At 44.2% G+C, this 25,995-nt stretch carries 21 protein-coding genes; 17 read left to right on the forward strand and 4 right to left on the reverse strand.

Annotated features, from left to right (window positions below):
* Positions 1-604 precede the first annotated feature (604 nt).
* The 15 genes from rsmH to ftsZ all read left to right on the forward strand — a co-directional run bounded on the left by rsmH (position 605) and on the right by ftsZ (position 17,988).
* Positions 605-1,552 (forward strand): 16S rRNA (cytosine(1402)-N(4))-methyltransferase RsmH, encoded by a 948-nt coding sequence (gene rsmH, locus BUQ89_RS01225; RefSeq protein ID WP_028461643.1) that lies wholly within the window; start codon positions 605-607, stop codon positions 1,550-1,552.
* Positions 1,553-1,858, forward strand: coding sequence for a cell division protein FtsL (gene ftsL, locus BUQ89_RS01230; protein WP_028461642.1), 306 nt, complete (start codon positions 1,553-1,555; stop codon positions 1,856-1,858).
* On the forward strand, positions 1,855-3,582 hold the full coding sequence (locus BUQ89_RS01235) for a peptidoglycan D,D-transpeptidase FtsI family protein (protein WP_028461641.1): 1,728 nt from the start codon (positions 1,855-1,857) through the stop codon (positions 3,580-3,582). Before ftsL ends, BUQ89_RS01235 begins: the two co-directional genes overlap by 4 nt.
* Positions 3,583-3,590: 8 nt before the next feature.
* Complete coding sequence (locus BUQ89_RS01240; protein WP_036573110.1) at positions 3,591-5,141, forward strand: UDP-N-acetylmuramoyl-L-alanyl-D-glutamate--2,6-diaminopimelate ligase; 1,551 nt, start codon at positions 3,591-3,593, stop codon at positions 5,139-5,141.
* The gene (locus BUQ89_RS01245; RefSeq protein WP_028461639.1) at positions 5,138-6,553 is read left to right on the forward strand and encodes a UDP-N-acetylmuramoyl-tripeptide--D-alanyl-D-alanine ligase; all 1,416 of its coding nucleotides are present in this window, start codon (positions 5,138-5,140) and stop codon (positions 6,551-6,553) included. The genes BUQ89_RS01240 and BUQ89_RS01245 overlap by 4 nt, the downstream gene beginning before the upstream one ends.
* Before the next feature lie 52 nt (positions 6,554-6,605).
* Positions 6,606-7,691 carry a phospho-N-acetylmuramoyl-pentapeptide-transferase gene (gene mraY / locus BUQ89_RS01250; protein ID WP_028461638.1) on the forward strand — a complete coding sequence of 362 codons (1,086 nt, stop codon included), beginning with the start codon at positions 6,606-6,608 and terminating at the stop codon, positions 7,689-7,691.
* Positions 7,688-9,103, forward strand: coding sequence for a UDP-N-acetylmuramoyl-L-alanine--D-glutamate ligase (gene murD, locus BUQ89_RS01255; RefSeq protein ID WP_028461637.1), 1,416 nt, complete (start codon positions 7,688-7,690; stop codon positions 9,101-9,103). The genes mraY and murD overlap by 4 nt, the downstream gene beginning before the upstream one ends.
* A 3-nt stretch (positions 9,104-9,106) precedes the next feature.
* Complete coding sequence (gene ftsW, locus BUQ89_RS01260) at positions 9,107-10,267, forward strand: putative lipid II flippase FtsW (protein ID WP_051537600.1); 1,161 nt, start codon at positions 9,107-9,109, stop codon at positions 10,265-10,267.
* Between the two features lie 37 nt (positions 10,268-10,304).
* Entirely contained in the window at positions 10,305-11,384 is a 1,080-nt protein-coding gene (gene murG, locus BUQ89_RS01265; RefSeq protein ID WP_028461635.1) for an undecaprenyldiphospho-muramoylpentapeptide beta-N-acetylglucosaminyltransferase, read from the forward strand.
* Position 11,385: 1 nt separating this feature from the next.
* Positions 11,386-12,804 carry a UDP-N-acetylmuramate--L-alanine ligase gene (gene murC / locus BUQ89_RS01270; RefSeq protein ID WP_028461634.1) on the forward strand — a complete coding sequence of 473 codons (1,419 nt, stop codon included), beginning with the start codon at positions 11,386-11,388 and terminating at the stop codon, positions 12,802-12,804.
* Positions 12,805-12,858: 54 nt separating this feature from the next.
* On the forward strand, positions 12,859-13,827 hold the full coding sequence (gene murB, locus BUQ89_RS01275) for a UDP-N-acetylmuramate dehydrogenase (protein ID WP_028461633.1): 969 nt from the start codon (positions 12,859-12,861) through the stop codon (positions 13,825-13,827).
* Positions 13,824-14,741, forward strand: coding sequence for a D-alanine--D-alanine ligase (locus BUQ89_RS01280; RefSeq protein WP_028461632.1), 918 nt, complete (start codon positions 13,824-13,826; stop codon positions 14,739-14,741). The genes murB and BUQ89_RS01280 overlap by 4 nt, the downstream gene beginning before the upstream one ends.
* Positions 14,742-14,814: 73 nt before the next feature.
* Positions 14,815-15,507 carry a cell division protein FtsQ/DivIB gene (locus BUQ89_RS01285; RefSeq protein ID WP_245812865.1) on the forward strand — a complete coding sequence of 231 codons (693 nt, stop codon included), beginning with the start codon at positions 14,815-14,817 and terminating at the stop codon, positions 15,505-15,507.
* Positions 15,508-15,527: 20 nt separating this feature from the next.
* Positions 15,528-16,766 carry a cell division protein FtsA gene (ftsA, locus tag BUQ89_RS01290; RefSeq protein WP_028461630.1) on the forward strand — a complete coding sequence of 413 codons (1,239 nt, stop codon included), beginning with the start codon at positions 15,528-15,530 and terminating at the stop codon, positions 16,764-16,766.
* A gap of 67 nt (positions 16,767-16,833) precedes the next feature.
* Complete coding sequence (gene ftsZ, locus BUQ89_RS01295; RefSeq protein WP_028461629.1) at positions 16,834-17,988, forward strand: cell division protein FtsZ; 1,155 nt, start codon at positions 16,834-16,836, stop codon at positions 17,986-17,988.
* Positions 17,989-18,728: 740 nt separating this feature from the next.
* Here ftsZ and lspA read toward each other — a convergent pair.
* The 3 genes from lspA to BUQ89_RS01310 are packed head-to-tail and all read right to left on the reverse strand — an operon-like array spanning position 18,729 to position 23,068.
* A complete protein-coding gene (gene lspA / locus BUQ89_RS01300) occupies positions 18,729-19,199 on the reverse strand; it encodes a signal peptidase II (protein WP_028461628.1) in 471 nt (156 codons plus the stop codon).
* Positions 19,200-19,231: 32 nt separating this feature from the next.
* Entirely contained in the window at positions 19,232-22,057 is a 2,826-nt protein-coding gene (ileS, locus tag BUQ89_RS01305) for an isoleucine--tRNA ligase (RefSeq protein ID WP_028461627.1), read from the reverse strand.
* Between the two features lie 54 nt (positions 22,058-22,111).
* Positions 22,112-23,068, reverse strand: a complete 957-nt coding sequence (locus BUQ89_RS01310; RefSeq protein ID WP_028461626.1) for a bifunctional riboflavin kinase/FAD synthetase — start codon at positions 23,066-23,068, stop codon at positions 22,112-22,114.
* A 149-nt stretch (positions 23,069-23,217) separates the two neighbouring features.
* Here BUQ89_RS01310 and BUQ89_RS01315 point away from each other — a divergent pair, with 149 nt between their 5' ends.
* Both BUQ89_RS01315 and BUQ89_RS01320 read left to right on the forward strand, forming a co-directional pair.
* Positions 23,218-24,042 carry a glycine/sarcosine N-methyltransferase gene (locus BUQ89_RS01315; protein WP_028461625.1) on the forward strand — a complete coding sequence of 275 codons (825 nt, stop codon included), beginning with the start codon at positions 23,218-23,220 and terminating at the stop codon, positions 24,040-24,042.
* Entirely contained in the window at positions 24,039-24,902 is an 864-nt protein-coding gene (locus BUQ89_RS01320; protein ID WP_028461624.1) for an SAM-dependent methyltransferase, read from the forward strand. Before BUQ89_RS01315 ends, BUQ89_RS01320 begins: the two co-directional genes overlap by 4 nt.
* A 297-nt stretch (positions 24,903-25,199) precedes the next feature.
* On the opposite strand, the gene BUQ89_RS01325 is transcribed toward BUQ89_RS01320, so the two are convergent.
* On the reverse strand, positions 25,200-25,973 hold the full coding sequence (locus BUQ89_RS01325) for a HesA/MoeB/ThiF family protein (RefSeq protein ID WP_028461623.1): 774 nt from the start codon (positions 25,971-25,973) through the stop codon (positions 25,200-25,202).
* Between the last annotated feature and the right edge of the window lie 22 nt (positions 25,974-25,995).

Here is a 25,995-nt window from a genome sequence, read left to right on the forward strand (position 1 = left end):
CTTTGTCATATAAATGAAAATAGCTTTATTTTTACTTGACTGGGTAATTTTTTTTGATTAAAGTGAGAAGCGGTGGAGGGTAGTGGAGTGTGAATTTAAAAATTAATAATTTTTCCTGTATGAGCAAGGGGACAGCATGTTTCGTGGTGTTGTGCAGTTTAGTCCGGGTAGTAAGAGTAGACTTGCAATCTCCGTGAGATGCCGTAACAGGCAGATATTCTCTTGCGTTAGATGTTTAATCACCACCGCAGGTTCTTCGAAGTATCTGCTGATTTATCCCCAGCCAGCCTGGGAATCTATAGAATAAAATTCAATAATCGTTTAAGTTTTAATCCAAAAATACGCAGTTTGGAGCGGCTACCTGCCGGTAATACAATGGGTGTGGAGATGGATAATACAAGCCGCATTTTGATGTCGTTGCTACTGCGTCAATTTGCGGATTTGAGCAAGAATACCCTGTGAGTAGGACAAGGGTGGGCAACTTGAGCTGTGGAATGAGGAGAGGCGGAATTTACAAACTGAACATGTGCTGGCTTTTAAAGACGGAGGAATATCGTCCGAATGGAGGGATTTCTCGTTATGACGAACTGGTGATGATGCGCTGATGCACGTAACGGTATTGTTGCAAGAGGCGGTGGCCGCGCTGGTAGTTAAACCAGGCGGCATTTATGTAGATGGCACTTTTGGTCGTGGTGGTCATAGTCGTCTAATTTTATCGCGACTGAATGAAGCAGGGAGGTTAATTGCATTTGATAAGGATCCGGATGCTATTAGTGCTGGGGAGGCGATTAAGGATCCGCGTTTTTGTATCAAGCATGGTAGTTTTCTTCAAATGCCGTCGATGTTACGAGCGATGGCAGTGAGCCGGATTGATGGCGTGTTGTTGGATTTGGGCGTGTCATCGCCACAATTAGAAGAAGCCTCACGAGGATTCAGTTTTCGTTTTACAGGCCCGCTTGATATGCGTATGGATACGAGCCAGGGTTTGACCGCCGCGGAGTGGTTGGCTTCCGTAACGGAGACCGATTTAGCAAGGGTAATCAGAGATTATGGTGAAGAGCGCTTTGCTAGACAGATTGCAAGGAAGATTGTTGAGGAGAGAATGCGTCAGCCGATTGTTACCACGTCGGCGCTTGCTGAGATTGTTGCATCAGTTGTGCGTTCACGTGAGCATCAGAGAGAAAATAAACAGCATCCCGCGACGCGTACTTTTCAGGCAATACGAGTCCATCTCAATCGTGAACTTGAGGAACTGTCGCTGACCTTGCCGCAATGTCCAGATTTATTGAATTTGGGTGGCAGATTAGTAGCGATCAGCTTTCATTCATTGGAAGATCGTATGGTGAAGCGTTTTATGCGTACGGCCGCAGATGCTGACGTATTGCCCCGGGGCTTGCCATTAAGGGAAAAGGAGGTGCGGCGCCTCAGTAGACAGAAGTTAAAGTTAATTGGCAGAGCAGTGCGTCCTGAAAAGCAGGAAATTATAATCAATGCGCGAGCTAGAAGCGCGGTCATGCGCGTGGCGGAGCGAATTTCTACTGGTGAGGATTGAATGCTTAGATTAAATATTTCTTTGATTCTGATTCTTGTCATCTGTGCATTGAGTGTGGTGACTGCACAGCACAAGGCGCGCAAGCTTTTTGTGATGCTGGAGAGTGAAAAAGAAATAGCGCGGAAACTGGAGGTGGAGTGGGGAAAGTTGCAATTGGAACAGGGTACGCTGGCAATGCATGGTCGTATCGAAACCATTGTGAGTGGGCAATTAAATATGAAAGTACCCTCGGCTTCGCGTATACAGATTATTTCGCCGGATGCTACGGTTGATTGGGTCAATTTTGATGAGAATTTTAAGCCATGATACGTAATCCTATGCCACATATTACCTTACCCGTGTGGCGTTCGCGTTTGTTATTCGGATTGTTATTTTTTGGTTTGATTGGTTTAGCTGGACGGGCTGCTTATTTGCAAGGAATGCATAATGATTTTTTGCAGCAGAAGGGTGAATCTCGTTATGTTCGTGTAGTTGAAATGAGCGCACATCGTGGCATGATTACTGATCGACACGGAGAAATACTCGCGGTCAGTACACCTGTGGCATCGGTATGTGCGGATCCGCAGAAAACAGATATAACACCCGAACAAGTTAATAAACTGGCCGCTTTACTTAAAATGGATGCTACAGAAGTTAGCCAACTTGTTAACAAAAAACAAAGTCGGTTTGTTTATTTAAAACGCCGGTTATTACCAGAAATAGCCGAAAATATTAAGAATCTGAAAATGCCGGGCATTTTTTTACGATATGAATTTCAGCGTTTTTATCCGGCAGGAGAAATGACCGCGCATGTGCTTGGCTTTACTGATATTAATGATCAGGGGCAGGAAGGCGTTGAGCGAGGGTGGCAAAAAATGCTTGCTGGCGAATTAGGTAGCCGTCGGGTGATTAAAGATAATAAGGGCCGGATTATAGAGGATGTGGAAAACATTCGTTTGCCTAAGCAAGGACAGGATCTTATTTTATCTATCGATAGTAGAATTCAGTATCTCGCGCATCGTGAGCTGAAGCAGGCTGTACAAGTTAATAAAGCGAAAGCAGGCAGCATTATTGTATTGGACGCGCAGACAGGTGAGGTGTTGGCTTTAAGTAATTTGCCTGTTTACAATCCAAACTTACGCACGAGTATTAGTGATGAGAAAACCCGGAATCGAGCCTTAATCAATGTTTTTGAACCAGGTTCTACCTTAAAACCCTTCACTGTGGCGGCGGCATTAGAAGTTGGTGAAATTAATCCAGATACCGTTTTTCAGACGGCGCCCGGTATGCTGAGAATCGGTCGGGCGACCATACGTGATGTACGTAACAAGGGCGAATTGACAGTCGCACAGATTATTCAGGAATCAAGTAATGTGGGCACCGCGAAAATTGCTTTGTCGCTACCATCGCAAACAATGTGGAAAATGTTCAATCAATCTGGTTTTGGCATATCGACCGGATCTGGGTTTCCGGGAGAAGCGAATGGTAGGTTACGACCATATAATACTTGGCGACCAATTGAGCAAGCTACGATGTCATATGGTCATGGGATTTCAGCCAGCCTGATGCAGCTTACGCGCGCTTATACAATCTTCTCAACTGGAGGGGAGTTAAAGCCCATTTCTCTGGAGAGACAGAACCTGCCGGTCATGGGGCAGCGGGTGATCTCACGTGATACGGCGCTTGCAGTCAGCCGTATGCTTGAAATGGTGACTCAGCCTGGGGGAACTGCGCCATTAGCACAAGTTAATGGTTATCGGGTCGCAGGCAAAACAGGCACGGCACATAAATTAATAGATGGTCGTTATGCAAAAAATCGCTATATATCAACATTTGTTGGCTATGCGCCCGCATCGAATCCTCGTTTAATAATTGCGGTAATGCTAGATGAGCCATCTGCCGGGAAATATTTTGCTGGTACGGTCGCGGCCCCAGTGTTTAGTCAGGTCATGACAGGTGCTTTACGGATATTAAATGTGCCGCATGATGCGCCTGCAAAAAATAATATTGTATCGTTCCCTGTGGCGTCGGAATTAGGTAATGAGGGGTGAGTCTGATTATGGCGGCTAAATCATATAAACCATTTGATTGTAATCTTTTGGATAATCTGGGTGTCCCGATCAAAAATCTTGTTGCCGATAGCCGCATGATAAGGCCAGGGGATACATTTCTTGCTTATGCGGGGGAGAAGTCTGATGCACGTCAGTTTATTCCTCAGGCAATTGCAGCGGGTGCAAATGCAGTGATATGGGAACGACACAATTTCGTTTGGAATCCGGATTGGAAGTTGCCTGCATTGCCGGTAACGGACTTACAAGCCAAGGCTGGATTAATTGCTAACCATGTTTATGGTTATCCATCGCAGAAACTATGGCTGGTCGGCATTACGGGAACGAATGGTAAGACATCCTGTAGCCATTGGTATGCGCAGGCCATGGCGATATTGCAGAATAAAACCGGTGTGATGGGCACATTGGGTAATGGTTATCCTGACAGGCTTGAGGCAACGATCAATACGACATCCGATGCAATTTTGTTGCAGCAGAGAATGGCAGAATTTTTACAACAAGATGCGGGGAATGTTGTAATGGAAGTTTCATCGCACGGAATAGTACAGGGTCGTATCAATGGTGTAACTTTTGCTGTGGCTGTGCTAACCAATTTATCGCGAGATCATTTAGACTATCATGGAAATATGGATGCTTACGCAGCTGCTAAAGCCCGGTTATTTTTCTGGCCCGGGCTGAGATATGCGGTGCTTAACCTCGATGATATTTTAGGTGTTGAATTATCTCGACAACTGGCCAGTAAGCCTACAAAGGTTATTGGCTATGGATTTAGACAATCAGAAATTGCCGAACGGTATTCTAATAAATTTCAGATGGTACGGGGCTCGAATCTGAGAATGGATATTCATGGTTTGGCGTTCGATGTTGAGTTCGAAGGCAATAATGGGAGATTAGAAATCGACCTGGTAGGTAAATTTAATGCGTCAAATTTACTGGCTGTGTTGGCTGTCATGCTGGCAAGCGGAATCAGATTTTCAGATAGCATTCAAGCCTTGCAGCAGGTGCGTCCAATACCTGGACGGATGGAGAAGCTGGGTGGGGTTGGTCAGCCAGTAGTGATTGTTGATTATGCGCATACACCGGATGCCTTGGAAAAAGTACTGACCGCATTGCGTGAGATTATGCACCTTTCCGAACGAAGGCCGACATCTGTAACCCTGAATGCTAAATTATTTTGTGTATTTGGTTGTGGCGGAGAGCGGGATCAGGGTAAGCGTAAACTGGCAGGTGAAGTTACCACCCGTCTTGCAGATGAGGTCATTATCACGAGCGATAATCCCCGTTGTGAAGATGCGCGCGTTATTATCGATGACATTGTTGCAGGCGTTATTCCAGGTGTGAACTATTATGTCGAGGAAAACAGGGCATTAGCTATTTACCAGGCTATTTATAGTGCCCGTAAGGGAGATGTCGTACTGATTGCAGGTAAAGGACACGAGATGTATCAGGAAGTTAATGGACGCAAGTTGCCATTCAGTGACAGTCAGATTGCGTTGCAGGTACTTCAGGATTTGGCTAATGGGGCACAGGTGCCAGCATGATGATGCTAGAGGAAGCGGCACGCGCGCTGGATGCTGCTTGGTACGGTGAAGATGTGTTATTTACAGATGTCAGTACTGATAGTCGTGCGCTAAAACAAGGTGACTTATTTATTGCGCTTTCGGGAGAGAATTTTGATGGGCATCAGTTTGTTATTCCTGCTAAAGAAAAGGGCGCAGTAGCAGCCATGGTAAGTCAGAGCGTGGATGCTGCTCATTTGGCATCCACAATACCGCTGATAGTGGTTAAAGATACGCGATTGGGTTTGGGGCAATTAGCAGCATATTGGCGTAGAAATTTGATGATGCCTCTGATTGGCGTAACTGGTAGTAATGGGAAAACGACGGTGAAAGAAATGATTGCATCGATTTTGAAACGGGCTACAAGATGTAATCAGACCAGTGAGGAGGATCGTGAATCTTTTGTATTGGCGACGGAAGGAAACCTTAATAATGATATTGGTGTGCCAAAGATGTTGTTGCAATTACGTACGCAGCATCGCTATGCAGTCATTGAAATGGGTATGAATCATGCTGGAGAGTTATCTTATTTGACACAAATGGCTAAGCCAGATGTAGCCGTTATCACTAATGCCGGTGCAGCACATATTGAGGGATTAGGATCGATTGAAGCAGTAGCCCGTGCTAAGGGTGAGATCTTTTCAGGGTTGGGACAGCAAGGAACGGCTGTTATTAATACTGATGATACATATGCGCCACTATGGCGCCAGTTTGCAGGTAATAGACGCGTAGTGGATTTTGGTTTGCGTGAACATGCACAAGTGAGCGCATATTATCAGGACGCTTTGTTAGATAACAAGATTACCTTGAGATTACCTGATGGAATAGTCGATGTCGTATTGCAGGTGTCAGGTGAGCATAACGTCTATAACGCGTTGGCAGCGGCAGCGGCAGCAGTAGGATTAGGCATAGACAAACAGATAATTGCTGAGGGATTAGCGAGTTTCAGTGGTGTACGGGGGCGTATGCAGAAAAAAAGTTGTCTGCATCATGCCGTGATGATTGATGACAGTTATAACGCCAATCCGGAGTCGGTACGTGCTGCCTTGGCTGTATTGGCTGCTGCGCCCGGTAAGAAAATATTGGTACTGGGCGATATGGGTGAGCTGGGCGAGAGTGCTGTGGATTTACATCGATGTATTGGTAGAGAGGCCTATCTTGCCGGAGTGGATAGGCTGTTAACACTGGGCGAATTGAGTGCGTATACAGCTGCTGGATTTGGAGCAGGCGCACAGCACTTCAGCAACATAGATGAGCTGTTGGCTGTAGTTGAATCGCTGCTCACAGCTGATGTCACATTATTGATCAAAGGATCACGCTTTATGCAAATGGAGCGCGTAGTCAAAAAATTTGAGAGTGAATATTTAATTGCGGATACAAAATGCATGCATTAACACAATTGGAGCCTTGGAAGTCGGGGAATAAATTGCTATTACCGGAGTTCTTATGCTGTTAGAACTTTCTCAATGGTTGTCTCAAGATATTCGTGCTTTTAATGTATTCAATTATATTACATTACGTACTATGCTGGCATCATTGACAGCGCTGGCTATTTCATTTGTTATTGGCCCAATTATGATACGCAAGCTTACAGCTTATAAAATTGGCCAATCAGTGCGTGATGATGGACCTCGTAGCCATCTTGTTAAAGCGGGTACACCTACGATGGGTGGGGCATTGATACTCGTATCCATCGTGATTACGACATTACTTTGGGCGGATTGGAGCAATCGCTATATTTGGGTAGTATTGCTGACTACAGTAGGCTTTGGTGTGATTGGCTGGATCGATGATTATCGAAAAGTGGTTTATCGTAATCCGAAAGGACTGTCAGCGGGTGCGAAGTTATTTTGGCAGTCAGTAATTGCCCTGATCGTTGCACTGTATCTGGCTTCAACAGCTGAATTACCCGCGCAGACAGAGATGATTGTACCTTTTTTCAAGGAGGTGGCGATTTCGTTGGGTATTCCTGGTTTTATGATACTGACTTATTTTGTCATTGTCGGAACCAGTAACGCGGTTAATTTGACTGACGGGCTGGATGGGCTTGCCATTATGCCAACGGTCATGATTAGTGGTGCATTAGCTATTTTCGCTTATGTAACAGGTCATGTTGTTTTTGCGAAATATCTTGGTATTCCTTATATTCCGCATACTGGTGAATTGTCCGTGTTTTGTGGTGCTTTGGCGGGTGCGGGACTTGCTTTCTTGTGGTTTAACACTTATCCGGCAGAAGTTTTCATGGGCGATGTGGGCGCACTTGCTTTGGGCGCAGCGTTGGGAGTAGTGACGGTCATTGTGCGTCAAGAGATCGTTTTGCTCATCATGGGGGGGGTATTTGTTATAGAAACATTATCCGTAATGCTGCAAGTGGCATCCTTTAAACTGGTGGGCAGGCGTATTTTCCGAATGGCGCCATTACACCATCATTACGAATTAAAAGGCTGGAAGGAAAATCAGGTAGTGGTGAGATTCTGGATTATTACGCTCATACTGGTGCTGTTTGGACTGTCTACATTAAAATTAAGATGAACTTACAAGATAGAATGGTACTGGTTTTAGGAATGGGTGAAACGGGGTTGTCTATAGCCAAATGGCTGTCACGTATGGGTGCAAAAATACGTGTGGCGGATAGTCGAATGGATCCTCCAGGCTGGGATGCGCTGATGCAGGCTATTCCCGCTGTACAGCTATATAAGGGTAAATTTGAAAAAGAAATTTTTGATGGTGTAGAGACAGTTGCAATTAGCCCTGGCGTGTCATTGGCAGAACCTTTTGTACAGCAGGCAAAAGCACAAGGTATCCCCGTGCTCGGGGACGTGGAGCTTTTTGCTTTGGCATTTGAACACATGGATGTTCCCAGACCTAAAATTTTGGCTATTACTGGTTCTAATGGTAAAACGACGGTGACAGCCATGGTCGGCGCAATGCTGAAGAAATCGGGATGGGATGTGGAGGTAGCGGGGAATATTGGCCCAGCCGTATTGAATGCGTTAATGAGACGTATGGACTCAGGAAAATTACCGCAGTCATGGGTCCTGGAGGTATCCAGTTTTCAGTTGGAAACGACTCAGCACCTGAATGCGGATGTGGCAACCGTACTTAATCTTAGTGAAGACCACTTGGATCGCTATGTGAATATGCACGATTATGTTGCTGCCAAGGAAAGAATATTTATGCATCAGGTCAACGGAGCGGGTATACAGGTTTTGAATCGGGATGATCCAGCTGTATCTGCCATGGCGTTAGCAGGGAAGCAACATATTACTTTTGGTTTAGATGTGCCAGAGACAGATACTGATTTCGGTATATTGCGTGATGGAGGTGATATATGGTTGATGCAAGGTAAGATGCAGCTAATGAAAGCATCGGAGCTACTTGTCAATGGATTGCATAATGTGGCTAACGCATTGGCTGCATTAGCGCTATGTCGTGCCATCGAATTACCCATTAAGCCATTGTTATTGGCATTGCGTGAATTTAGAGGGTTGCCGCACCGGGTTGAGAAGGTGGCGGCATTCAATGGTGTGACATTCTACGATGATTCAAAAAGTACAAATGTAGGCGCCACGGTTGCAGCCCTGGGTGGAATGCAGAAAAACGTGATCTTAATTGCGGGTGGTGATGGCAAGGGTCAGGATTTCTCTGTTCTGAGGCAACCGATTATGGAGTGCGCACGCGCAGTGGTGCTGATTGGACGAGATGCAAAAAAGATTGCTGTAGCCATAGATGGCTGTGGTGTCCCCTTGCATTTTGCAATGACAATGGAGGAAGCCATGCAGAAAAGTTTCTTGCTGGCGCAAACGGGTGATATCGTATTGCTGTCACCTGCCTGCGCCAGTTTGGACATGTTCAGGAATTATATTCATCGGGCGGAAGCATTTGTTGGCGCAGTGAAGGAAATCGAAGCGAAATTCTTTAGTTTCGGTCAGAAAAGGCATTAGCCGATGGCTCATCAGACGCATACTCAATATCCAAAGATTCTATCAGAGCTTGATCAGGCTTTGGTTTGGTCAGTCCTACTCTTGCTGAGTTTGGGATTGGTAATGGTTTATTCCGCATCTATTGCAATTGCTGAAGCAAAGTATGGCGTCGATAGCGCTGGGCATTATTTATTACGACATGGCGCCTATCTTACTATCGGCTTACTGTCAGGCTTTATTGTGTTCCAAATACCCATGTACCTATGGCAGAAGTATGCCATTCATCTATTTTTTCTGAGCATTCTGCTGTTAATATTAGTCTTGATTCCAGGAATAGGTCGTGAAGTCAATGGTAGTCAGCGTTGGATATCCTTATTTGTTGTGAATTTGCAACCATCTGAATTTACTAAATTATTCATAATAATGTACGCTGCGGATTATGTCGTGCGCAAGACTGAGTATTTGAATAGTTTTAGTAAAGGCTTCCTACCCATACTTTTTGCTTTGTCCATAGTGGGGTTTCTGCTTTTGCTTGAACCAGATTTTGGTGCATTTGTTGTTGTGATAGCCCTCGCGATGGCTATTCTATTTTTGGGTGGCATGAGTTTAAAGATTTTTGTGGGGTTAATTAGCTTTTTAGCGATTGGCTTATTCGTTTTGATCCAGAGTGCATCTTATCGTATGGATCGAATTATCGCATTTATGGATCCATGGGCTGACCCTTTTGGAAAAGGGTATCAACTCAGTCATGCATTAATTGCTTTTGGGCGTGGTGAGTGGTTGGGCGTGGGTTTGGGCGGCAGTGTTGAAAAATTATTTTATTTACCTGAGGCGCATACTGATTTTTTATTGGCAGTTCTTGCAGAAGAATTAGGTTTTGTGGGTGTGGCAACCGTTATTGGCTTATTCATATGGCTGGTGCTGCGTACATTTGTGATTGGTCGGCAAGCCACTAAACTGGAATGTCATTTTTCAGCATTGGTAGCGCAGGGCATTGGGATTTGGATAGGCATACAAGCGTTAATCAATATGGGAGTAAACATGGGTGTATTACCGACTAAGGGGTTGACATTACCTTTGATGAGCTTTGGCGGTAGTAGCATCACGGCTAATTGTATTGCACTCGCCGTGCTGCTGCGCATCGATTGGGAAAATCGTCAGCGTTTAAAGGGGCTGCCCATTTGAAACAGATGAAAAGTGATGGTCGAAACATAAGTACTGTATGGTAGTGCGCACTATCTTAATCATGGCGGGGGGAACGGGGGGGCATGTTTTTCCAGGACTGGCAGTTGCCGATTATTTGAGAGCATTAGGGTGGCGCGTAGTCTGGCTGGGAACAAAAAATGGAATGGAGGCCAGGCTGGTTCCACAATATGGGTATGACATTCGACTCATTAATTTCTCGGGTTTGCGAGGAAAATGTATGGTTACCTGGTTGATGTTACCGCTGCGATTGCTGCGTGCTTTTTGGCAAAGTGGCCAGGTAATATTTCGGGTACGACCAGACGTTGTATTGGGCATGGGGGGTTATCCTGCCTTTCCTGGTGGGATGATGGCGACGCTGTTGAATAAGCCACTGCTAATACATGAACAGAATTCAATTCCTGGTTTGAGTAATAGAATTCTGGCAAAACTGGCAGATAAGATTTTAGTGGGCTTTCCTGACGTAATGGATGGGGGTGAAAGTAGGGTCATTTTCTCCGGTAATCCGGTGCGAGATAAAATTGGGCAATTAGAAATACCAGAAAAACGATTTCGTGGACGGGATGGGAAACTAAGATTACTGGTTATCGGTGGTAGTCTTGGCGCGCAGGTTCTAAATATGATTGTGCCACAGGCACTGGGGTTAATCCCTGAGAATTTACGGCCATTTGTGATTCATCAAGCTGGCGCAAGAAACTTGGATGCCTTAAGAAGAAATTATGCCGAGGTGGCCGTAGAAGGGGAGCTGGTCGGTTTTATCGAGGATATGGCACCGCACTATGCAACTTGCGATTTAGTATTATGTCGTGCCGGGGCGCTGACGATTTCGGAGTTGGCTGCGGCCGGGATCGCGAGTATTCTGATACCTTTTCCTTTTGCTGTGGATGATCATCAAACACATAATGCAAAATTCTTGAGTAATCATAACGCAGCAGTGCTGGTGCCTCAGAATCAATTGAATCCACAGGATTTGATGGAATTATTGTTGGGAATGACCCGAGAAAAGTTATTGGAAATGGCTATTGCAGCACGTAGTTTAGCGAAGCCGGATGCAACTCAACGGGTGGCTGTAGCCTGTATTGAAATGGCTCGTACATAAAATGAAACACAAAGTCAAACATGTCCATTTTGTGGGTATTGGTGGCGCTGGTATGAGTGGTATTGCTGAGGTTTTGTTGAATTTAGGTTACCAGATAAGTGGCTCCGATTTATCTGACAATCATGCGACACGTCGTTTGAGAAACCTGGGTGCGGTAGTGCATATTGGTCATGAAAGCAGCCAGATAGCGTCCGCAGACGCAGTGGTCACATCGACTGCTGTGAAGCCAGAGAATCCGGAGATTATAGCAGCACGTAAAAACAATATTCCGGTTGTACCACGCGCCCTTATGTTGGCGGAGTTACTTAGGTTGCGTCGTGGAATCGCAATAGCCGGCACGCATGGCAAAACGACGACGACCAGTCTAATCGCAAGTATTCTGGCCGAGGCCAATATGGATCCCACATTTGTTATTGGTGGCAGGCTGGAGGCGGCGGGTTGTCATGCCAAACTGGGCAGCGGAGAATTCATTGTGGTTGAAGCTGATGAATCCGATGCATCATTTCTTTATTTGCAACCGGTACTTACGGTAGTGACTAATATAGATATCGATCATATGGATACTTATGGTCATGATTTCGATCGGTTAAGGCAGACATTTGTAGAGTTTATTCAGCATTTACCTTTTTATGGTATGGCTGTACTGTGCATAGATGATGCCAATATATGTGAGATTATGCCCGCTATTACTAAGCCAATTACGACGTATGGATTATCAAATAACGCGCAGATTCGTGCTATTGATATTAATCACTGTGGCAGCAGGATGAGCTTTTCTGCGCTGATTGGGATAAATGGTAAGACTCGTAAACTCGCTATCTCACTTAATTTGCCCGGATTACATAATATACAGAATGCGCTTGCTGCAATTGCGGTGGCGAACGAAATTGGCGTGCCAGATACAGCCATAATCAAGGCATTATCTGAATTTAAGGGTGTAGAAAGACGTTTTCAGCATTATGGCGAAATTAAGTTATCCGACAAAAACAAAATTACGCTAATTGATGACTATGGTCATCATCCGACGGAAGTAGCTGCAACCATCGCCGCTGCACGAGGCGCTTTTCCAAACCGTCGTTTGATGCTGGTGTTTCAGCCACATCGTTACACGCGGACCCGTGATATATTTGAGGATTTTGTCAAGGTTCTAACTAAGGCTGATATCTTGCTTTTAACAGAGGTTTATTCTGCAGGGGAAGAACCTATACTGGCTGCTGACAGTAAATCTCTGGCACGCGCAATCAGGGTGCAGGGAAAAATGGAGCCAATTTATGTGAATAATGTGGATGATCTATCTGCGACCATAACCCGTATAGCGCGGGACGGTGATGTAATTTTAATTATGGGAGCGGGTTCGATATCGAAAGTAGCGCCTGATATCGCACAAAAAGAGCAAAAGTTCACGATAATGCACGGATAAATAGACGAGCAGTTTTTTAACGATATTACTGACTATATAGCTTAGTATATATGTATGAGACTGCCGGAAGCAGATAAATTGATGAGTGGATTAAGAATGCCTGCGTTGCGTGGGGAGCTGCGCCGGAATGAGCCAATGAGTAAACATACATCCTGGCGTGTTGGCGGCGAAGCCGAGCGATTTTATGTGCCCGCAGATCTGGCTGATTTTGCTGACTTATTACGTGATTTACCACAGAGTGAGCCCGTATATCTGGTGGGATTGGGAAGCAATCTATTGGTGCGTGATGGTGGTTTGCGAGGTACTGTCGTGACAGTGCATGCGCGATTAGGTAACTTGCAGCTGCTGCAACAGGATACATCAAGTAGTTTAATCTATGCAGGTGCGGGAGTAGCTTGCGCTAAGGTGGCACGGTTTGCGGCATCATACAATTTATCGGGCGCTGAATTCCTGGCGGGTATTCCAGGTACGGTGGGTGGAGCGATGGCGATGAATGCGGGTTGTTATGATAGTGAGATATGGGATATTACTTGTATGTCCCAGGTTATTGATAGGACAGGTAAAATATTTATTCGGCAGTCTGATGAGTATGAAATAGGCTATCGCCATGTGGCATTAAGAACTGTTCTTCCAATTGTTTCTAATTCGGAGTGGTTTGTAGGCGGATATTTCAGATTAAAACAGGGAAATCAAGCGATATCACGTGAGAAGATTAAAAAATTGTTGGCGATGCGTATGAGTAGTCAGCCGCTTAATTTGCCAAGTGCGGGCTCCGTCTTTCGTAATCCGCCAGGAGATTATGCGGCGCGCCTAATTGAGTGCTGTGGCCTGAAAGGTTCTCGCGTGGGTGGTGCAATGATTGCTTTCAAACATGCGAATTTTATCGTTAATACTGGCCATGCAACAGCAACTGATATCGAATTGTTGATAGCAATGATACGAGACACTGTTGAAAAGGAAACGGGTATTAAGTTAATTCAAGAAGTGCGTGTCATCGGTGATGCCAGGAGCAGTATACAGTGACCAATTACGATTTTGGGAAAGTTGCGGTGCTGTTGGGAGGGCGTTCTGCCGAACGTGAAATTTCGCTCAAAAGTGGACATGCCGTACTCAAGGCACTTCGTAGTCGTGGCGTAGATGCCCATCCATTTGACCCTGCTGAGCATGCGATGGAGGTATTGTTGCATGAAGCGTTTGATGTAGCGTATATATCGCTGCATGGACGTTACGGGGAGGATGGGACCGTGCAGGGGGCGTTAGAACTGATGGGACTTCCCTATACAGGAAGTGGTGTTCTGGCCAGCGCATTGGCGATGGATAAATGGCGCACCAAACTGTTATGGCAGGCAGCAGGGGTTAATTCCCCCCGCTATGTTGTATTGAATGCACAAAGTGACTTCGATGAGGTTATCAGAATACTGGGTCTGCCGCTCATTGTTAAACCATCGCGTGAAGGATCAACAATTGGTTTAAGTAAGGTCAACAATGAAAAAGATTTGTTTGCTGCATATCAATTGGCTGCAAAACATGATGCGCTTGTACTGGCAGAAGAATTTGTTGAAGGTGTGGAACTAACCGTCGCTATTCTGGGAGAAACGCCGTTGCCGTTAGTACGAATAGAAATTGCGGGTGAGTTGTACGACTACGAGGCTAAGTATTTTTCTGATGAGACGCGTTATTTTTGCCCAAGTGGTTTGCCTGATGAGGAGGCGCGCACCATACAGTCTCAAGCATTATGGGCACATAAAGTTTTGGGATGTGAAGGATGGGGAAGAGTAGATTTAATACTGGACGAATCCGGTAAGTCTTATTTTCTAGAAGCAAATACTTCTCCTGGCATGACTAATCATAGTTTGGTGCCAATGGCGGCTGAAACGGCAGGTATATCATTTGAAGATCTGGTAATAAAAATCTTGACATTATCTTATGTGGGATAATTATAACCTGCTGAATTTAATATCAAATACACTATTAACACTAGTGATATTTGCGGTTCTGTATATCGTTAGTATGCGGGTGATAGAGCCGCCGTTATTTTTGCTTAGGGAAATTAGTATCATAGGCGTTAGTGAGGCGGATTCAGGTGAAAGCAAATTGCAGCATGTGACACGGGAACAGATTGAACAAATCGTACGAAATGAAATTACAGGCAGTTATTTTACAATTGATCTGGCGATAATTCATCAGGCATTTATAAAATTGCCGTGGGTGCGCACTGTACAAGTACACAGGGATTGGCCATCTGGATTGAAAGTGATGCTTGAAGAACATGTGGTGCTGGCACAATGGGGCAGTAATGCATTAGTAAATACATATGGTGAAGTATTTCGTGCAACAATTGATAAAGAATTACCTGTTTTTATCGGGCCAATGGAAGAAAGTTCGCAAGAAATTGCACGACAGTATGCTACTTTTAGTCACTTATTGGAGCCATTGCGGCAACGTATCGCGGAGATTCACTTGTCACCCCGATATGCTTGGCGTATTCGCTTAGAAACAGGGACTGTATTAGAGTTAGGGCGCGAACAGATGAGAGCGCGATTGGCACGTTATACTGCAGTTTATGACCAGAGTATTGCAAAGTTAAGTCAGCAAGGGCCTCTGGCTTATCTAGATCTGCGCTATCCAAATGGTTTTGCTGTGCGCATGCCAGAGACAATGCAATCAGCACCGCGTAAACCTGGCGCAAGGAAAGAAACGTGAAATCAGGGGGAGGTAACTAGATGAATAAAGCCAGGGAAAATAGAAGCTTAATTGTGGGTCTTGATATTGGTACTTCTAAAATTATTGCTATTGTTGCGGAGATTAAATCTGATGGTGGCTTTGAGATTATTGGATTAGGCAGTCATCCCTCACGTGGTTTGAGAAAAGGTGTGGTGGCAAACATAGAGACAACAGTCAATGCAATTCAGCGTGCATTGGAGGAGGTCGAGCTCATGGCGGATTGTAAGATTAATGAAATCTATACGGGAATTGCAGGTAGCCATATTAAAGGTTTCAATTCACATGGAATGGTGCCAATCAAAGATAAAGAAGTTTCAGAGAAAGATGTAGAGCGGGTTATGGAAACAGCTAAGGCAGTGAATATTCCGGCAGATCAACAAATTCTGCATATCCTCAACCAGGAGTTCATTATAGATGGGCAGGAAGATGTACGTGAGCCGGTTGGAATGAGTGGGATACGGTTGGAGGTTAAAGTACATATTGTAACGGGTGCTGTATCTGCAGCCCAGAATATCGTGAAATGTGTGCATCGCTGTGGCTTGGAAGTCCGTGATTTAATATTGCAGCCACTTGCTTCAGCTATGGCTGTATTATCAGAGGATGAAAAAGATCTGGGTGTCTGTCTGGTGGATATTGGTGGTGGCACTACTGATATTGCGGTTTTTACGCATGGCGCAATTCGTCACACTGCGGTCATTCCAATTGCAGGTGATCAGGTTACAAATGATATCGCAATGGCATTACGTACACCTACTAAAAATGCGGAAGATATTAAATGTCGTTATGGATACGCATTGCGAAGTATGGCTGATGCTAATGAAATGGTAGAGGTGCCTGATGTGGGTAATCGAGGGTCTCGTCAGCTTTCCAAACAGACGTTAGCAGAGGTTATTGAACCCAGAATAGAGGAACTTTATTCTCTGATACAAGCCGAATTACGTCGGAGTGGTTTTGAAGAATTACTTTCATCAGGAATTGTTATTACGGGAGGTTGTGCTTCTTTACGCGGAATGGTGGAATTAGGTGAGGAAATATTTCATATGCCTGTACGGCTAGGTTTACCGAGGTATAGTGGTAACCTTAAGGAGGTTGTGCATACGCCGCGGTATGCTACTAGCATTGGATTAATTATTGCTGGTATTGAACAGATACAGCACCAACAGAGTACAAGATTGCAGGGCGGATCAGCTCAACAGGTTTTTGCAAGAATGAGAGGTTGGTTTCAGAGAAATTTCTAATTAGAGTTTTATAAGTGTTGTTAGTAATCTAGCGGCTTTAATTTTAATTTATGAGAGGAGACAGGTTATGTTTGAAACCATGAATACAGATAGCCAGGAAGCGATCATCAAGGTGATTGGTGTGGGCGGTTGTGGCAGCAATGCTGTGGATCATATGATTCAGAATGCCATGCAGGGTGTTGAGTTTATCTGTATGAATACCGATGCGCAGGCTTTGAAAAGTAATAAAGCAGACATTCTACTGCAACTGGGGCCTGGTATTACAAAAGGACTAGGAGCAGGAGCCAATCCCGATATTGGACGTGAAGCTGCGTTGGAGGATCGTGATCGGATTGCTGAATTGATTCAGGGTTCGGACATGCTATTTATTACTGCTGGAATGGGAGGGGGTACGGGAACGGGTGCTGCACCAGTAGTCGCCCAGGTAGCAAAAGAAATGGGTATTTTGACGGTGGCAGTCGTAAGCAAACCATTTTCCTTTGAAGGAAAGCGCCTCAAAGCAGCCCAGGTAGGAATGGAAGCATTGGCACAGCATGTTGATTCATTAATTGTTATTCCTAATGATAAATTGATGATGGTACTGGGTAATGATATTAGTATGCTGGATGCTTTTAAGGCGGCAAATGATGTTCTGTATGGTGCAGTGGCAGGAATTGCGGAAGTGATTAATTGTCCGGGACTGGTTAATGTTGATTTTGCTGATGTGAAAACAGTTATGTCAGAAATGGGTATGGCGATGATGGGCTCTGCAGTGGCAACTGGTATGGATCGTGCTCGTATGGCGGCAGAACAGGCTGTGGCGAGTCCTTTATTGGAAGACGTTTCCCTGTCTGGGGCACGGGGCGTGTTAGTAAATATTACGGCTAATTCAGGATTAAAGATGCGCGAAGTGCATGAAGTAATGGGTACTATTAAAGACTTAACTGCTGAAGATGCTACTGTAATTATCGGAACTGTAATAGATGAAAATATGAATGATGATTTACGCGTCACTATGGTGGCAACCGGCCTGGGTAATATAAACTCCCAAAGCCAAAATAAAAAACCGTTGACTGTTATTCATACACGTACAGGAACGGATGACAGGACATCAGCAATGCCGATGGAAGAACCTGCTGTAATGCGCACAGGTAGAAGAAGCAATGCAACAGTGGCAGCCATGCGACAATCAGGTGTTGATCCCATGGATATTCCAGCATTCTTGAGGAGACAGGCTGACTAGCCTGATGGCTGTACAGATTTAGATTGGATCTGATGGAAATTGGTTTTAAGCAGTGTGCGATTACTGATGTTGGCTTTTTTGGATTGGACTCGGCAGTTGATACGTGTGAATGATGTCATGATGTTATTGAATTGAGTAAACGGCCTCGTTTAACAGGTGTATAACGTAACAGAAATAAACACGTTGGCAAGACGAGTCCGATCTTATCTGTGATAGCAACTCATATTGTCTGTTGGGTTCTCTTGGATTAGCGTGCTTAAAGAGTCTGGCCGACAAGGGGTTTACTGATCTAACGATACTATCGTATGGTTGTGGAAGGGCGCATAAAGATGATAGCAATAGCAATTCGGATCCGGTTAAAGCAGCTTTTCTGAATGTGGTGGATTACTGGTGTACTAAGCATGAGGTTATTGGCTTCGATGAGACTAAATAATGTTTATTTTTGTTAAAAATATCGGAAATGACCCATTCACAATATCTTTGAATTTGATCAGGGTCTTATTTTCAGTTTTTTCCAGCTAATGATCAATGTCATGCCTAGAGATCTTTGCAGAATCTCAATAGTTGAAAAATTAATTCTTTATAATCAGTCATCGAAAACTTCTGGCGAGGGCTTTTGCAAAAGCCTCGCCTAGTGTTTTTTGTTGTTATTTAATCCGCCGTGTGATTAATCGACATCGATAATAATCAGATGAAATCCAGAATTTCAATTGGATCAGATAAAAACACATTGCGCCATGTTAATCATGAGGTTTCTTATGTTGAAAGCTATCAAAAATTAATAATATTGCACCGATAAATATGGCAGAATCAGCGATATTAAATGCAGGCCAATGATAATCTTTAACGTAAAAATCTAGGAAATCAACGACTTGTCCGATTGTGATACGGTCCCATAAATTCCCCAATGCCCCGCCCAGGATCAAGCTGAGTGCAAGACAAAAGAGTTTCTCAGCCGTATGTTTATATAGCAGATAAATAATCAGTATTGATGCACTTGCTGCAATACTGCTTAAAAACCATCGCTGCCATCCTGATGCGTCACTTAGAAAACTAAATGCGGCACCTGCATTATAGGTTAGTACTAAGTTGAAGAAGCCAGTCAAAGGGATCTGCTGGCCAGAGAATAATACGGATTCTACCCAGCGCTTTGTAATAAAATCGAGAAGCAACACAACGAATGCAATACTTAAGGCAAAACGAAGTTTCATAACATCAGTACTCCCGCGCATTAGATATATTTTTAAGCATACTGTCGTACTTCACCTGTACCAAAAAGATTGGATATGCATCGATTACATAGAGTCGGATGTTCAACGTTATTACCGATATCTTGGCGATAATGCCAGCACCGTTCACATTTCAGATGCTGACAGGATTTTATAAAAATACTTTCCGTCTGTGGGTTATCAATTTTTACCAAGCTAGTTTCAGAAGTGATGAATACGAATCGTAAATCATCTTCTAATGAGCTAAGTAGCGTGTAATTTTCATTATGGGCGTGAATTTCTACAGTCGCAGCGAGTGATGAGCCGATTTCTCCTTTGGTACGAGAGTCCTCAAGTTTTTTCTGTACCTGAGAACGCAATACTCGGAGTTGAGTCCAGCGCTGTATCAGTATGGAAGCATCAGGCTGTGAAGGGAATTCATGCCAAGTATGTAATAACACACTGCCATCAGTATCGCCAGTTAGATGTTCCCATGCTTCCTCGGCAGTAAAGCTTAGGATCGGTGCAAACAAACGTATGAGACTGTGGGCAATGTGATGGAGCGCATTTTGCGCTGAACGGCGGGGAATTCCCTGAGCGGCCGTGGTATATAAGCGATCTTTGAGAATATCCAGATAAAATCCACCTAAATCTTCTGAGCAGAAATTATGCAGTTTATGTACTGCCTGATGAAATTCATAGCGATCATAAGTTTGAGTGAGATCTTCCTGAAGTACTTTAGTCGCTGCGAGCATGTAGCGGTCAATTTCAAGCCAGTTTTCTATTGCTAGCGCATCAGTTTGAGGCTCAAAGTCAGCTAGATTAGCTAATAGGAAACGCAGCGTATTACGAATGCGTCGGTAACTTTCTACAACGCGCTTCAGAATTTCTTCAGAAATAAAAAGTTCACCGGAATAATCAGTTGAAGCAACCCATAACCGTAAAATATCTGCTCCAGAGGTATCCATGATTTTCTGAGGCGCGATCACATTTCCCTTGGATTTGCTCATCTTGCGGCCGTTACCATCTACGACGAAACCGTGTGTAAGTAGTGCATCATAAGGCGCACGACCATCAATAGCACAACCCGTGAGGAGTGAGGACTGGAACCAGCCTCGATGCTGATCTGAGCCTTCTAAGTAAAGATCGGCTGGATGCTTGAGCAGTGAATTCTGTTTGAGTACGGTTGCATGAGTAGTGCCAGAATCAAACCATACATCTAACGTATCGGTTAGTTTTCTATAATTCTCCGCCTCTTCGCCTAATAGCTCTGTCGCATCAAGAGAAAACCATGCTTCGATTCCGTGCTGTTCGACTTTTTGTGCGACTTGTTCAAGTAACTGGAGCGTCTGTGGATGGAGCGCCTGTGTTTCTTTGTGTATAAAAAACACCATAGGGACGCCCCAGTTACGTTGACGCGAAACGCACCAATCAGGCCGATTTCTAATCATTGATTCTAATCGTGCTTTCCCCCATGCAGGATAGAATGCGGTCGCATCCACTGCATCCATAGCAAGTTGACGTAATGTCTTTGCTTGCTGTAGCGCATCTGTTCCATGCTGCTGATTCATGCCAATAAACCATTGTGGTGTCGAACGAAAAATAATGGGTGTTTTATGTCGCCAGCAGTGTGGGTAGCTATGCTCTATTTTTTCCAGATGCAGCAGGTGCTCGCCTGTTCGTAATGCATCAATGATGACATCGTTAGCTTTCCATACAAACAAATCGCCCACTAAAGGTGTGCTGGCGCTGAATTTACCATTACCCTCTACCGGACTGTCACTGGGTAAATGGTATTGTTGGCCAATAAAATAGTCATCTAAGCCATGAGCTGGTGCAGTGTGTACTAATCCGGTTCCTGCCTCCAAAGTGACATGCTCGCCACATATTATTTTTACGCCACGTTCTTCAAGAGGATGCTTTAGTGGAATATTTTCTAATGCGTTACCTTTGCAAGTGGCAAGCGTCTGGCCAGTTAAGCCATAGCGCGTTAAGCATACCTGTTCGAGTTCAGCAGCCAGTATCAGCAAACCGCGAGGCGTTTGTATCAGTGAATAATCGAAATCAGGATGAATACTGACTGCTTGGTTAGCGGGCAGTGTCCATGGAGTGGTTGTCCAGATAACAGCGTAAATCTTCGTGTTGATTGGTAAAGATAAACCAAATATGTTGGCCAGTTGTTGGGTAATGGGTTGGGTATCGACAGATACGTTTGAATAGCCGACCTCGAAGCCAACATCAATTGCCGGCGAGGTTTTATCTTCATATTCGACCTCCGCTTCGGCGAGAGCGGAGCTGCAATCTATACACCAGTTAACTGGCTTTTGCCCTAGATAGAGATAACCATTCTCATAAATTTTCCCAAGTGTGCGGATAATGCTTGCTTCAGTCTGGAAATGCATAGTGAGATAGGCATTTTCCCAATCACCCAATACGCCTAAGCGCATGAAATCCAGCTTCTGTCGTTCAACCTGTTCTTGTGCATAAGAACGGCAAAGTTCACGCACTTTATTTGGAGGCAAATGCTTGCCCTGTTTTTTTTCAATTTGATGTTCGATAGGCAAGCCATGACAATCCCAGCCGGGTACATAAGGTGCATCAAAGCCGGCTAATGTTTTACTCTTGACAATGATATCTTTAAGAATTTTGTTGACTGCATGACCAATATGAATATCGCCGTTGGCATAAGGAGGGCCATCATGCAATATGAATTTAGGGCGGCCCTTACAGACTGTGCGAATTTTTTGGTATATATTTCTCTCTTGCCAGGCCTTGAGCATAGTAGGCTCCCGCTGCGCAAGATTGCCGCGCATGGGAAAAGAGGTGTCAAGCAGATTAAGGGTTTTCTTATAGTCAGTCATGAAATATAAAATTGAATTATGATATTAAAGCACAGCGTGCTTATTTAAGCCATTTTAAGCCATTTTTAAGGAATAAGCGGTCAGAAAATAATTTCTTGCACTTTCTATATCCTTTGCAATTTGTTTAGAGAGCTCTGCCAAATTAGGGTACTTTTCTTCGTCGCGGAGTTTATGTAGAAAATCGACGCGCAGATGATGACCATAGATATTCTGGCTAAAATCCAGTAAGTGAATTTCCAGTATTGGTTTACCGTTATCATGCGTAGTGGGTCTGACCCCCAAACTTGCTACACCAGGAATAATTGTTGGCAGTGATGATTTAATTGCGCCATGTACTTCCACTACAAAAATTCCGGATAGCGGTGGTCGATTATGTTTTAATTGAATATTGGCAGTAGGAAACCCAAGTTTCTTGCCTAACTTATCGCCATCTACCACGCGTCCACTAATGCTGTAAGGTCTTCCCAATAAGTGTTTGGCCAGTCTTAAATTGTCAGCTGCTAGCGCCTGTCTTATTCGAGTGCTTGAGACGCGTTGATTATCTATGATAAACCCGGGCATTTCTTCTACTTCAAACTCATATTGAGAAGAATAAGCTTGTAACATGGAGAAATTACCAGCTCGTCGTGCACCAAAACGAAAATCGTCTCCGACTAATAACCAGCGTACAGATAGCTCCCTTTTTAGAATGCGAATAATGAATTCTTCAGCACAGATCTTTGCGAAATCATAGTTAAAACGATATACTTGAACCCGATCCACTTTCGATTGAGCTAGTAACTCCAGTTTTTCCCTCAAGCTAGTTAATCGTGTGGGTGCTTGATCTGGCGCGAAAAATTCGCGTGGATGTGGTTCAAAAGTCATGACACAAGCAGTAAGTTCCAGTCTTTTTGCTGCATCTTTCAGACGGGCAAGCATAGCTTGGTGCCCTAGATGCACACCATCAAAATTTCCAATTGTAAGTGCGACAGGTGTTTTAGCATGCGCGGAAGTGCTTCTCCAAACTTGCATGTGCAGGATACCTAAAATTGCAATTTTAGCTTGTTTAAGGCAAGCAGGTCTAGGTTGATACCAAGTTATTACGCATGCTGATGCTATTTTGGCGTCTTATGCCGTCGCTTTGGCGGTAGTAAAACTACACTAACAGCCACGGAGAATTTATGGTTACATCATCAAATAAAACAAAACAAAATTACGGGCCTGATCCAGTCTCTGTCCGCGCAACGGATCAATATCGAGCGGAATATGTTCATGCGTTTGTGCAGAAATGGGATTCATTGATTGATTGGGATGCACGTATTGAATCAGAGGGCTCATTTTTTATCGATAAGCTTAGGGAAAGAGGCACACGACAAGTGCTTGATGTTGCTACAGGAACTGGATTTCATTCGGTGCGATTACTTGAGGCAGGATTTGAAGTAGTGAGTGCGGATGGCAGTGCAGAAATGCTGGCTAGAGCTTTTTCCAATGCGCGTTCTCGCGGCCATTTGCTTCGTACGGTACAAGCTGATTGGCGTTGGCTTAATCGTGATGTACACCAGAAATTTGATGCGATCATTTGTCTTGGTAATTCATTTACGCATTTGTTTAGCGAGAATGATCGCCGTAAGGCGCTTGCCGAATTTTATGCGGCGTTACGTCATAATGGCATTTTAGTGCTTGATCAGAGAAATTATGATGCTCTATTAGATCATGGCTTCTCAAGTAAACATATTTACTATTATTGTGGCAATGATGTTTCGGTGAAACCGGTGCATGTGGATGATGGGCTGGCGCGATTTGAATATCGTTTTTCTGATAATGACGTATATCATTTAAATATGTTTCCGCTTAGAAATTCTTACACTACCCGCCTAATGCGTGAAGTAGGATTTCAGCGTATTGAGACTTTTGGTGATTTCCAGGAAACACGCCGTGAGAATGACCCTGATTTTTTTGTCCATATTGCTGAAAAAGCCTATGTACGATCAGAGGGTGATTTATGACAGCTGCTTCTGAAGAAACACGGTCTACTGCTGTTGAAACTGCCCGTGATTATTACAATAGTAAGGATGCCGATTACTTCTATAGCCAAATATGGGGTGGAGAGGATATTCATATTGGGCTGTATGAGGCCGTTGATGAGGCAATTAATGAAGCGAGTCAGCGCACTGTAGTCACTATGGCCGGGCGCCTGTCCGGGCTTGATGCAGATTGTCATGTTCTTGATATCGGTTCTGGCTATTGTGGCGCGGCACGATATCTTGCGAAAACTTATGGTATTCGTGTAACGGGACTGAATCTGAGTGAGGTGGAAAATAAGAAAGCGCGTGAACACAATATATCAGCTGGCTTGTCATCTTATATTGAAGTGTGCGATGGCAGTTTTGAAACGATGCCATTTGAAAGTGCTTCCTCATCTCATAATGGTTTCGATATAGTATGGTCACAAGATGCAATACTGCACAGCGGTAATCGTCAGCAGGTATTTGCAGAGACATATCGGGTATTAAAATCGGGTGGTTACTTTATATTTACCGATCCAATGCAAGCGGATGATTGTCCGGAAGGCGTATTGCAACCCATTCTTGATCGCATTCATTTGAGTTCTCTTGGCTCACCGAATTATTATTGTACTATCGCAAAGGCATTGGGATTTGAGGTGCTTGATTTTGATGATCAGACGAATCAATTGGTTAATCATTACCAGCGAGTACTGGAAGAAACCGAAGCACGTGCGGCTGAGCTAGAGGGAAAAGTCAGCGCAAATTATGTCGAACGAATGAAAGCGGGATTAAGGTACTGGATAACCGGTGGTAAGGCAGGATATTTAGCATGGGGGATCTTCCTATTACGGAAACCTTAATGCTAAACACGGTATGATTTCTCGAATATACTATGCTTGTGGTTTGCTATTATTGGCCAGATTCTTAATAGTCGATCTTTTGGATTAACTAATACCAGACTGTTTTAGTTATGTTGAGACCTTTGCAAAATCCCAATAGTTGAAAATTAACCATTTGTAATCAATAGCTTAAAACTTATGGCGAGGGCTTTTGCAAAAGTCTGGATAATTCATCATACAGTCGAATGATGACGAGAAAAGCATTGAAAGGTGCCTTATTTGACTAATGCAATATATATTAATCGCCAATCCAAAAAGTTACTTGATGTGAATTGCTGCTGACTCAGAAATGCGACATACGATACAGGCAGGGTCTTTGTGTAATTTAATGGATCGCCATTGCATTGTTAGACCGTTGAGTAACTGTAAGCGACCGTTTAAAGTTTCACCTATATCTAGCAATATTTTAAGTGTTTCTGCTGCTTGCGTACATCCTATGATGCCCGCTAGTGGAGAAAACACACCCATGACTGCACAATGCATGTCTTCATTGTCTCCATCTAGTGGGAATAGGCAGTGGTAACAGGGACTCTCGTTGCGGCGCAGATCAAATACAGTAACTTGCCCATCAAAACGAATAACCGCGCCTGATACCAGCGGTTTTTTATGCAAGACGCAAGCTTTGTTTATGTTATGGCGCGTAGCAAAGTTATCGCTTGCATCAATTACCACATCTGTTTCAGCTACCAGTTGGAGTAATTGATCTTCATTGACGTGCTCCTGTAGTGTCACGATATCAATCTCTGGATTAATCCCTGTCAGTGTACGCTTTACAGAATAGGCTTTAGACAATCCGATAGAATGCGTATTATGGACGATTTGCCGCTGTAAATTGGTAAGATCAACCTTATCGCCATCACAAATAACGAGCTTGCCAATACCGCTAGCTGCAAGATACAGTGCCGCAGGCGAGCCTAGTCCTCCAGCACCAATAATGAGTACACGTGAGCGGATGAGCGTCTCCTGCCCCGCTATATCAATTTGTGGCAGCAGGATATGACGACTATATCGCAGTAGCTGATTGTCATTCACAACCCCTCTGCTCCGATCATGA

Source organism: Nitrosomonas cryotolerans ATCC 49181 (assembly GCF_900143275.1).
GTDB lineage: Bacteria > Pseudomonadota > Gammaproteobacteria > Burkholderiales > Nitrosomonadaceae > Nitrosomonas > Nitrosomonas cryotolerans.

What these genes read in the sequence shown, in the direction of transcription:
- ileS (WP_028461627.1), bottom strand. Translation starts at nt 22,057, where the DNA reads ATGACTGACTATAAGAAAACCCTTAATCTGCTTGACACCTCTTTTCCC.
- lspA (WP_028461628.1), bottom strand. Translation starts at nt 19,199, where the DNA reads ATGAAACTTCGTTTTGCCTTAAGTATTGCATTCGTTGTGTTGCTTCTC.
- murD (WP_028461637.1), top strand. Translation starts at nt 7,688, where the DNA reads ATGAACTTACAAGATAGAATGGTACTGGTTTTAGGAATGGGTGAAACG.
- ftsL (WP_028461642.1), top strand. Translation starts at nt 1,553, where the DNA reads ATGCTTAGATTAAATATTTCTTTGATTCTGATTCTTGTCATCTGTGCA.
- BUQ89_RS01315 (WP_028461625.1), top strand. Translation starts at nt 23,218, where the DNA reads ATGGTTACATCATCAAATAAAACAAAACAAAATTACGGGCCTGATCCA.
- murG (WP_028461635.1), top strand. Translation starts at nt 10,305, where the DNA reads ATGGTAGTGCGCACTATCTTAATCATGGCGGGGGGAACGGGGGGGCAT.
- ftsA (WP_028461630.1), top strand. Translation starts at nt 15,528, where the DNA reads ATGAATAAAGCCAGGGAAAATAGAAGCTTAATTGTGGGTCTTGATATT.
- ftsW (WP_051537600.1), top strand. Translation starts at nt 9,107, where the DNA reads ATGGCTCATCAGACGCATACTCAATATCCAAAGATTCTATCAGAGCTT.
- BUQ89_RS01310 (WP_028461626.1), bottom strand. Translation starts at nt 23,068, where the DNA reads ATGCAAGTTTGGAGAAGCACTTCCGCGCATGCTAAAACACCTGTCGCA.
- BUQ89_RS01320 (WP_028461624.1), top strand. Translation starts at nt 24,039, where the DNA reads ATGACAGCTGCTTCTGAAGAAACACGGTCTACTGCTGTTGAAACTGCC.
- BUQ89_RS01235 (WP_028461641.1), top strand. Translation starts at nt 1,855, where the DNA reads ATGATACGTAATCCTATGCCACATATTACCTTACCCGTGTGGCGTTCG.
- BUQ89_RS01245 (WP_028461639.1), top strand. Translation starts at nt 5,138, where the DNA reads ATGATGATGCTAGAGGAAGCGGCACGCGCGCTGGATGCTGCTTGGTAC.
- murB (WP_028461633.1), top strand. Translation starts at nt 12,859, where the DNA reads ATGAGACTGCCGGAAGCAGATAAATTGATGAGTGGATTAAGAATGCCT.
- ftsZ (WP_028461629.1), top strand. Translation starts at nt 16,834, where the DNA reads ATGTTTGAAACCATGAATACAGATAGCCAGGAAGCGATCATCAAGGTG.
- rsmH (WP_028461643.1), top strand. Translation starts at nt 605, where the DNA reads ATGCACGTAACGGTATTGTTGCAAGAGGCGGTGGCCGCGCTGGTAGTT.
- BUQ89_RS01285 (WP_245812865.1), top strand. Translation starts at nt 14,815, where the DNA reads ATGCGGGTGATAGAGCCGCCGTTATTTTTGCTTAGGGAAATTAGTATC.
- murC (WP_028461634.1), top strand. Translation starts at nt 11,386, where the DNA reads ATGAAACACAAAGTCAAACATGTCCATTTTGTGGGTATTGGTGGCGCT.
- mraY (WP_028461638.1), top strand. Translation starts at nt 6,606, where the DNA reads ATGCTGTTAGAACTTTCTCAATGGTTGTCTCAAGATATTCGTGCTTTT.
- BUQ89_RS01240 (WP_036573110.1), top strand. Translation starts at nt 3,591, where the DNA reads ATGGCGGCTAAATCATATAAACCATTTGATTGTAATCTTTTGGATAAT.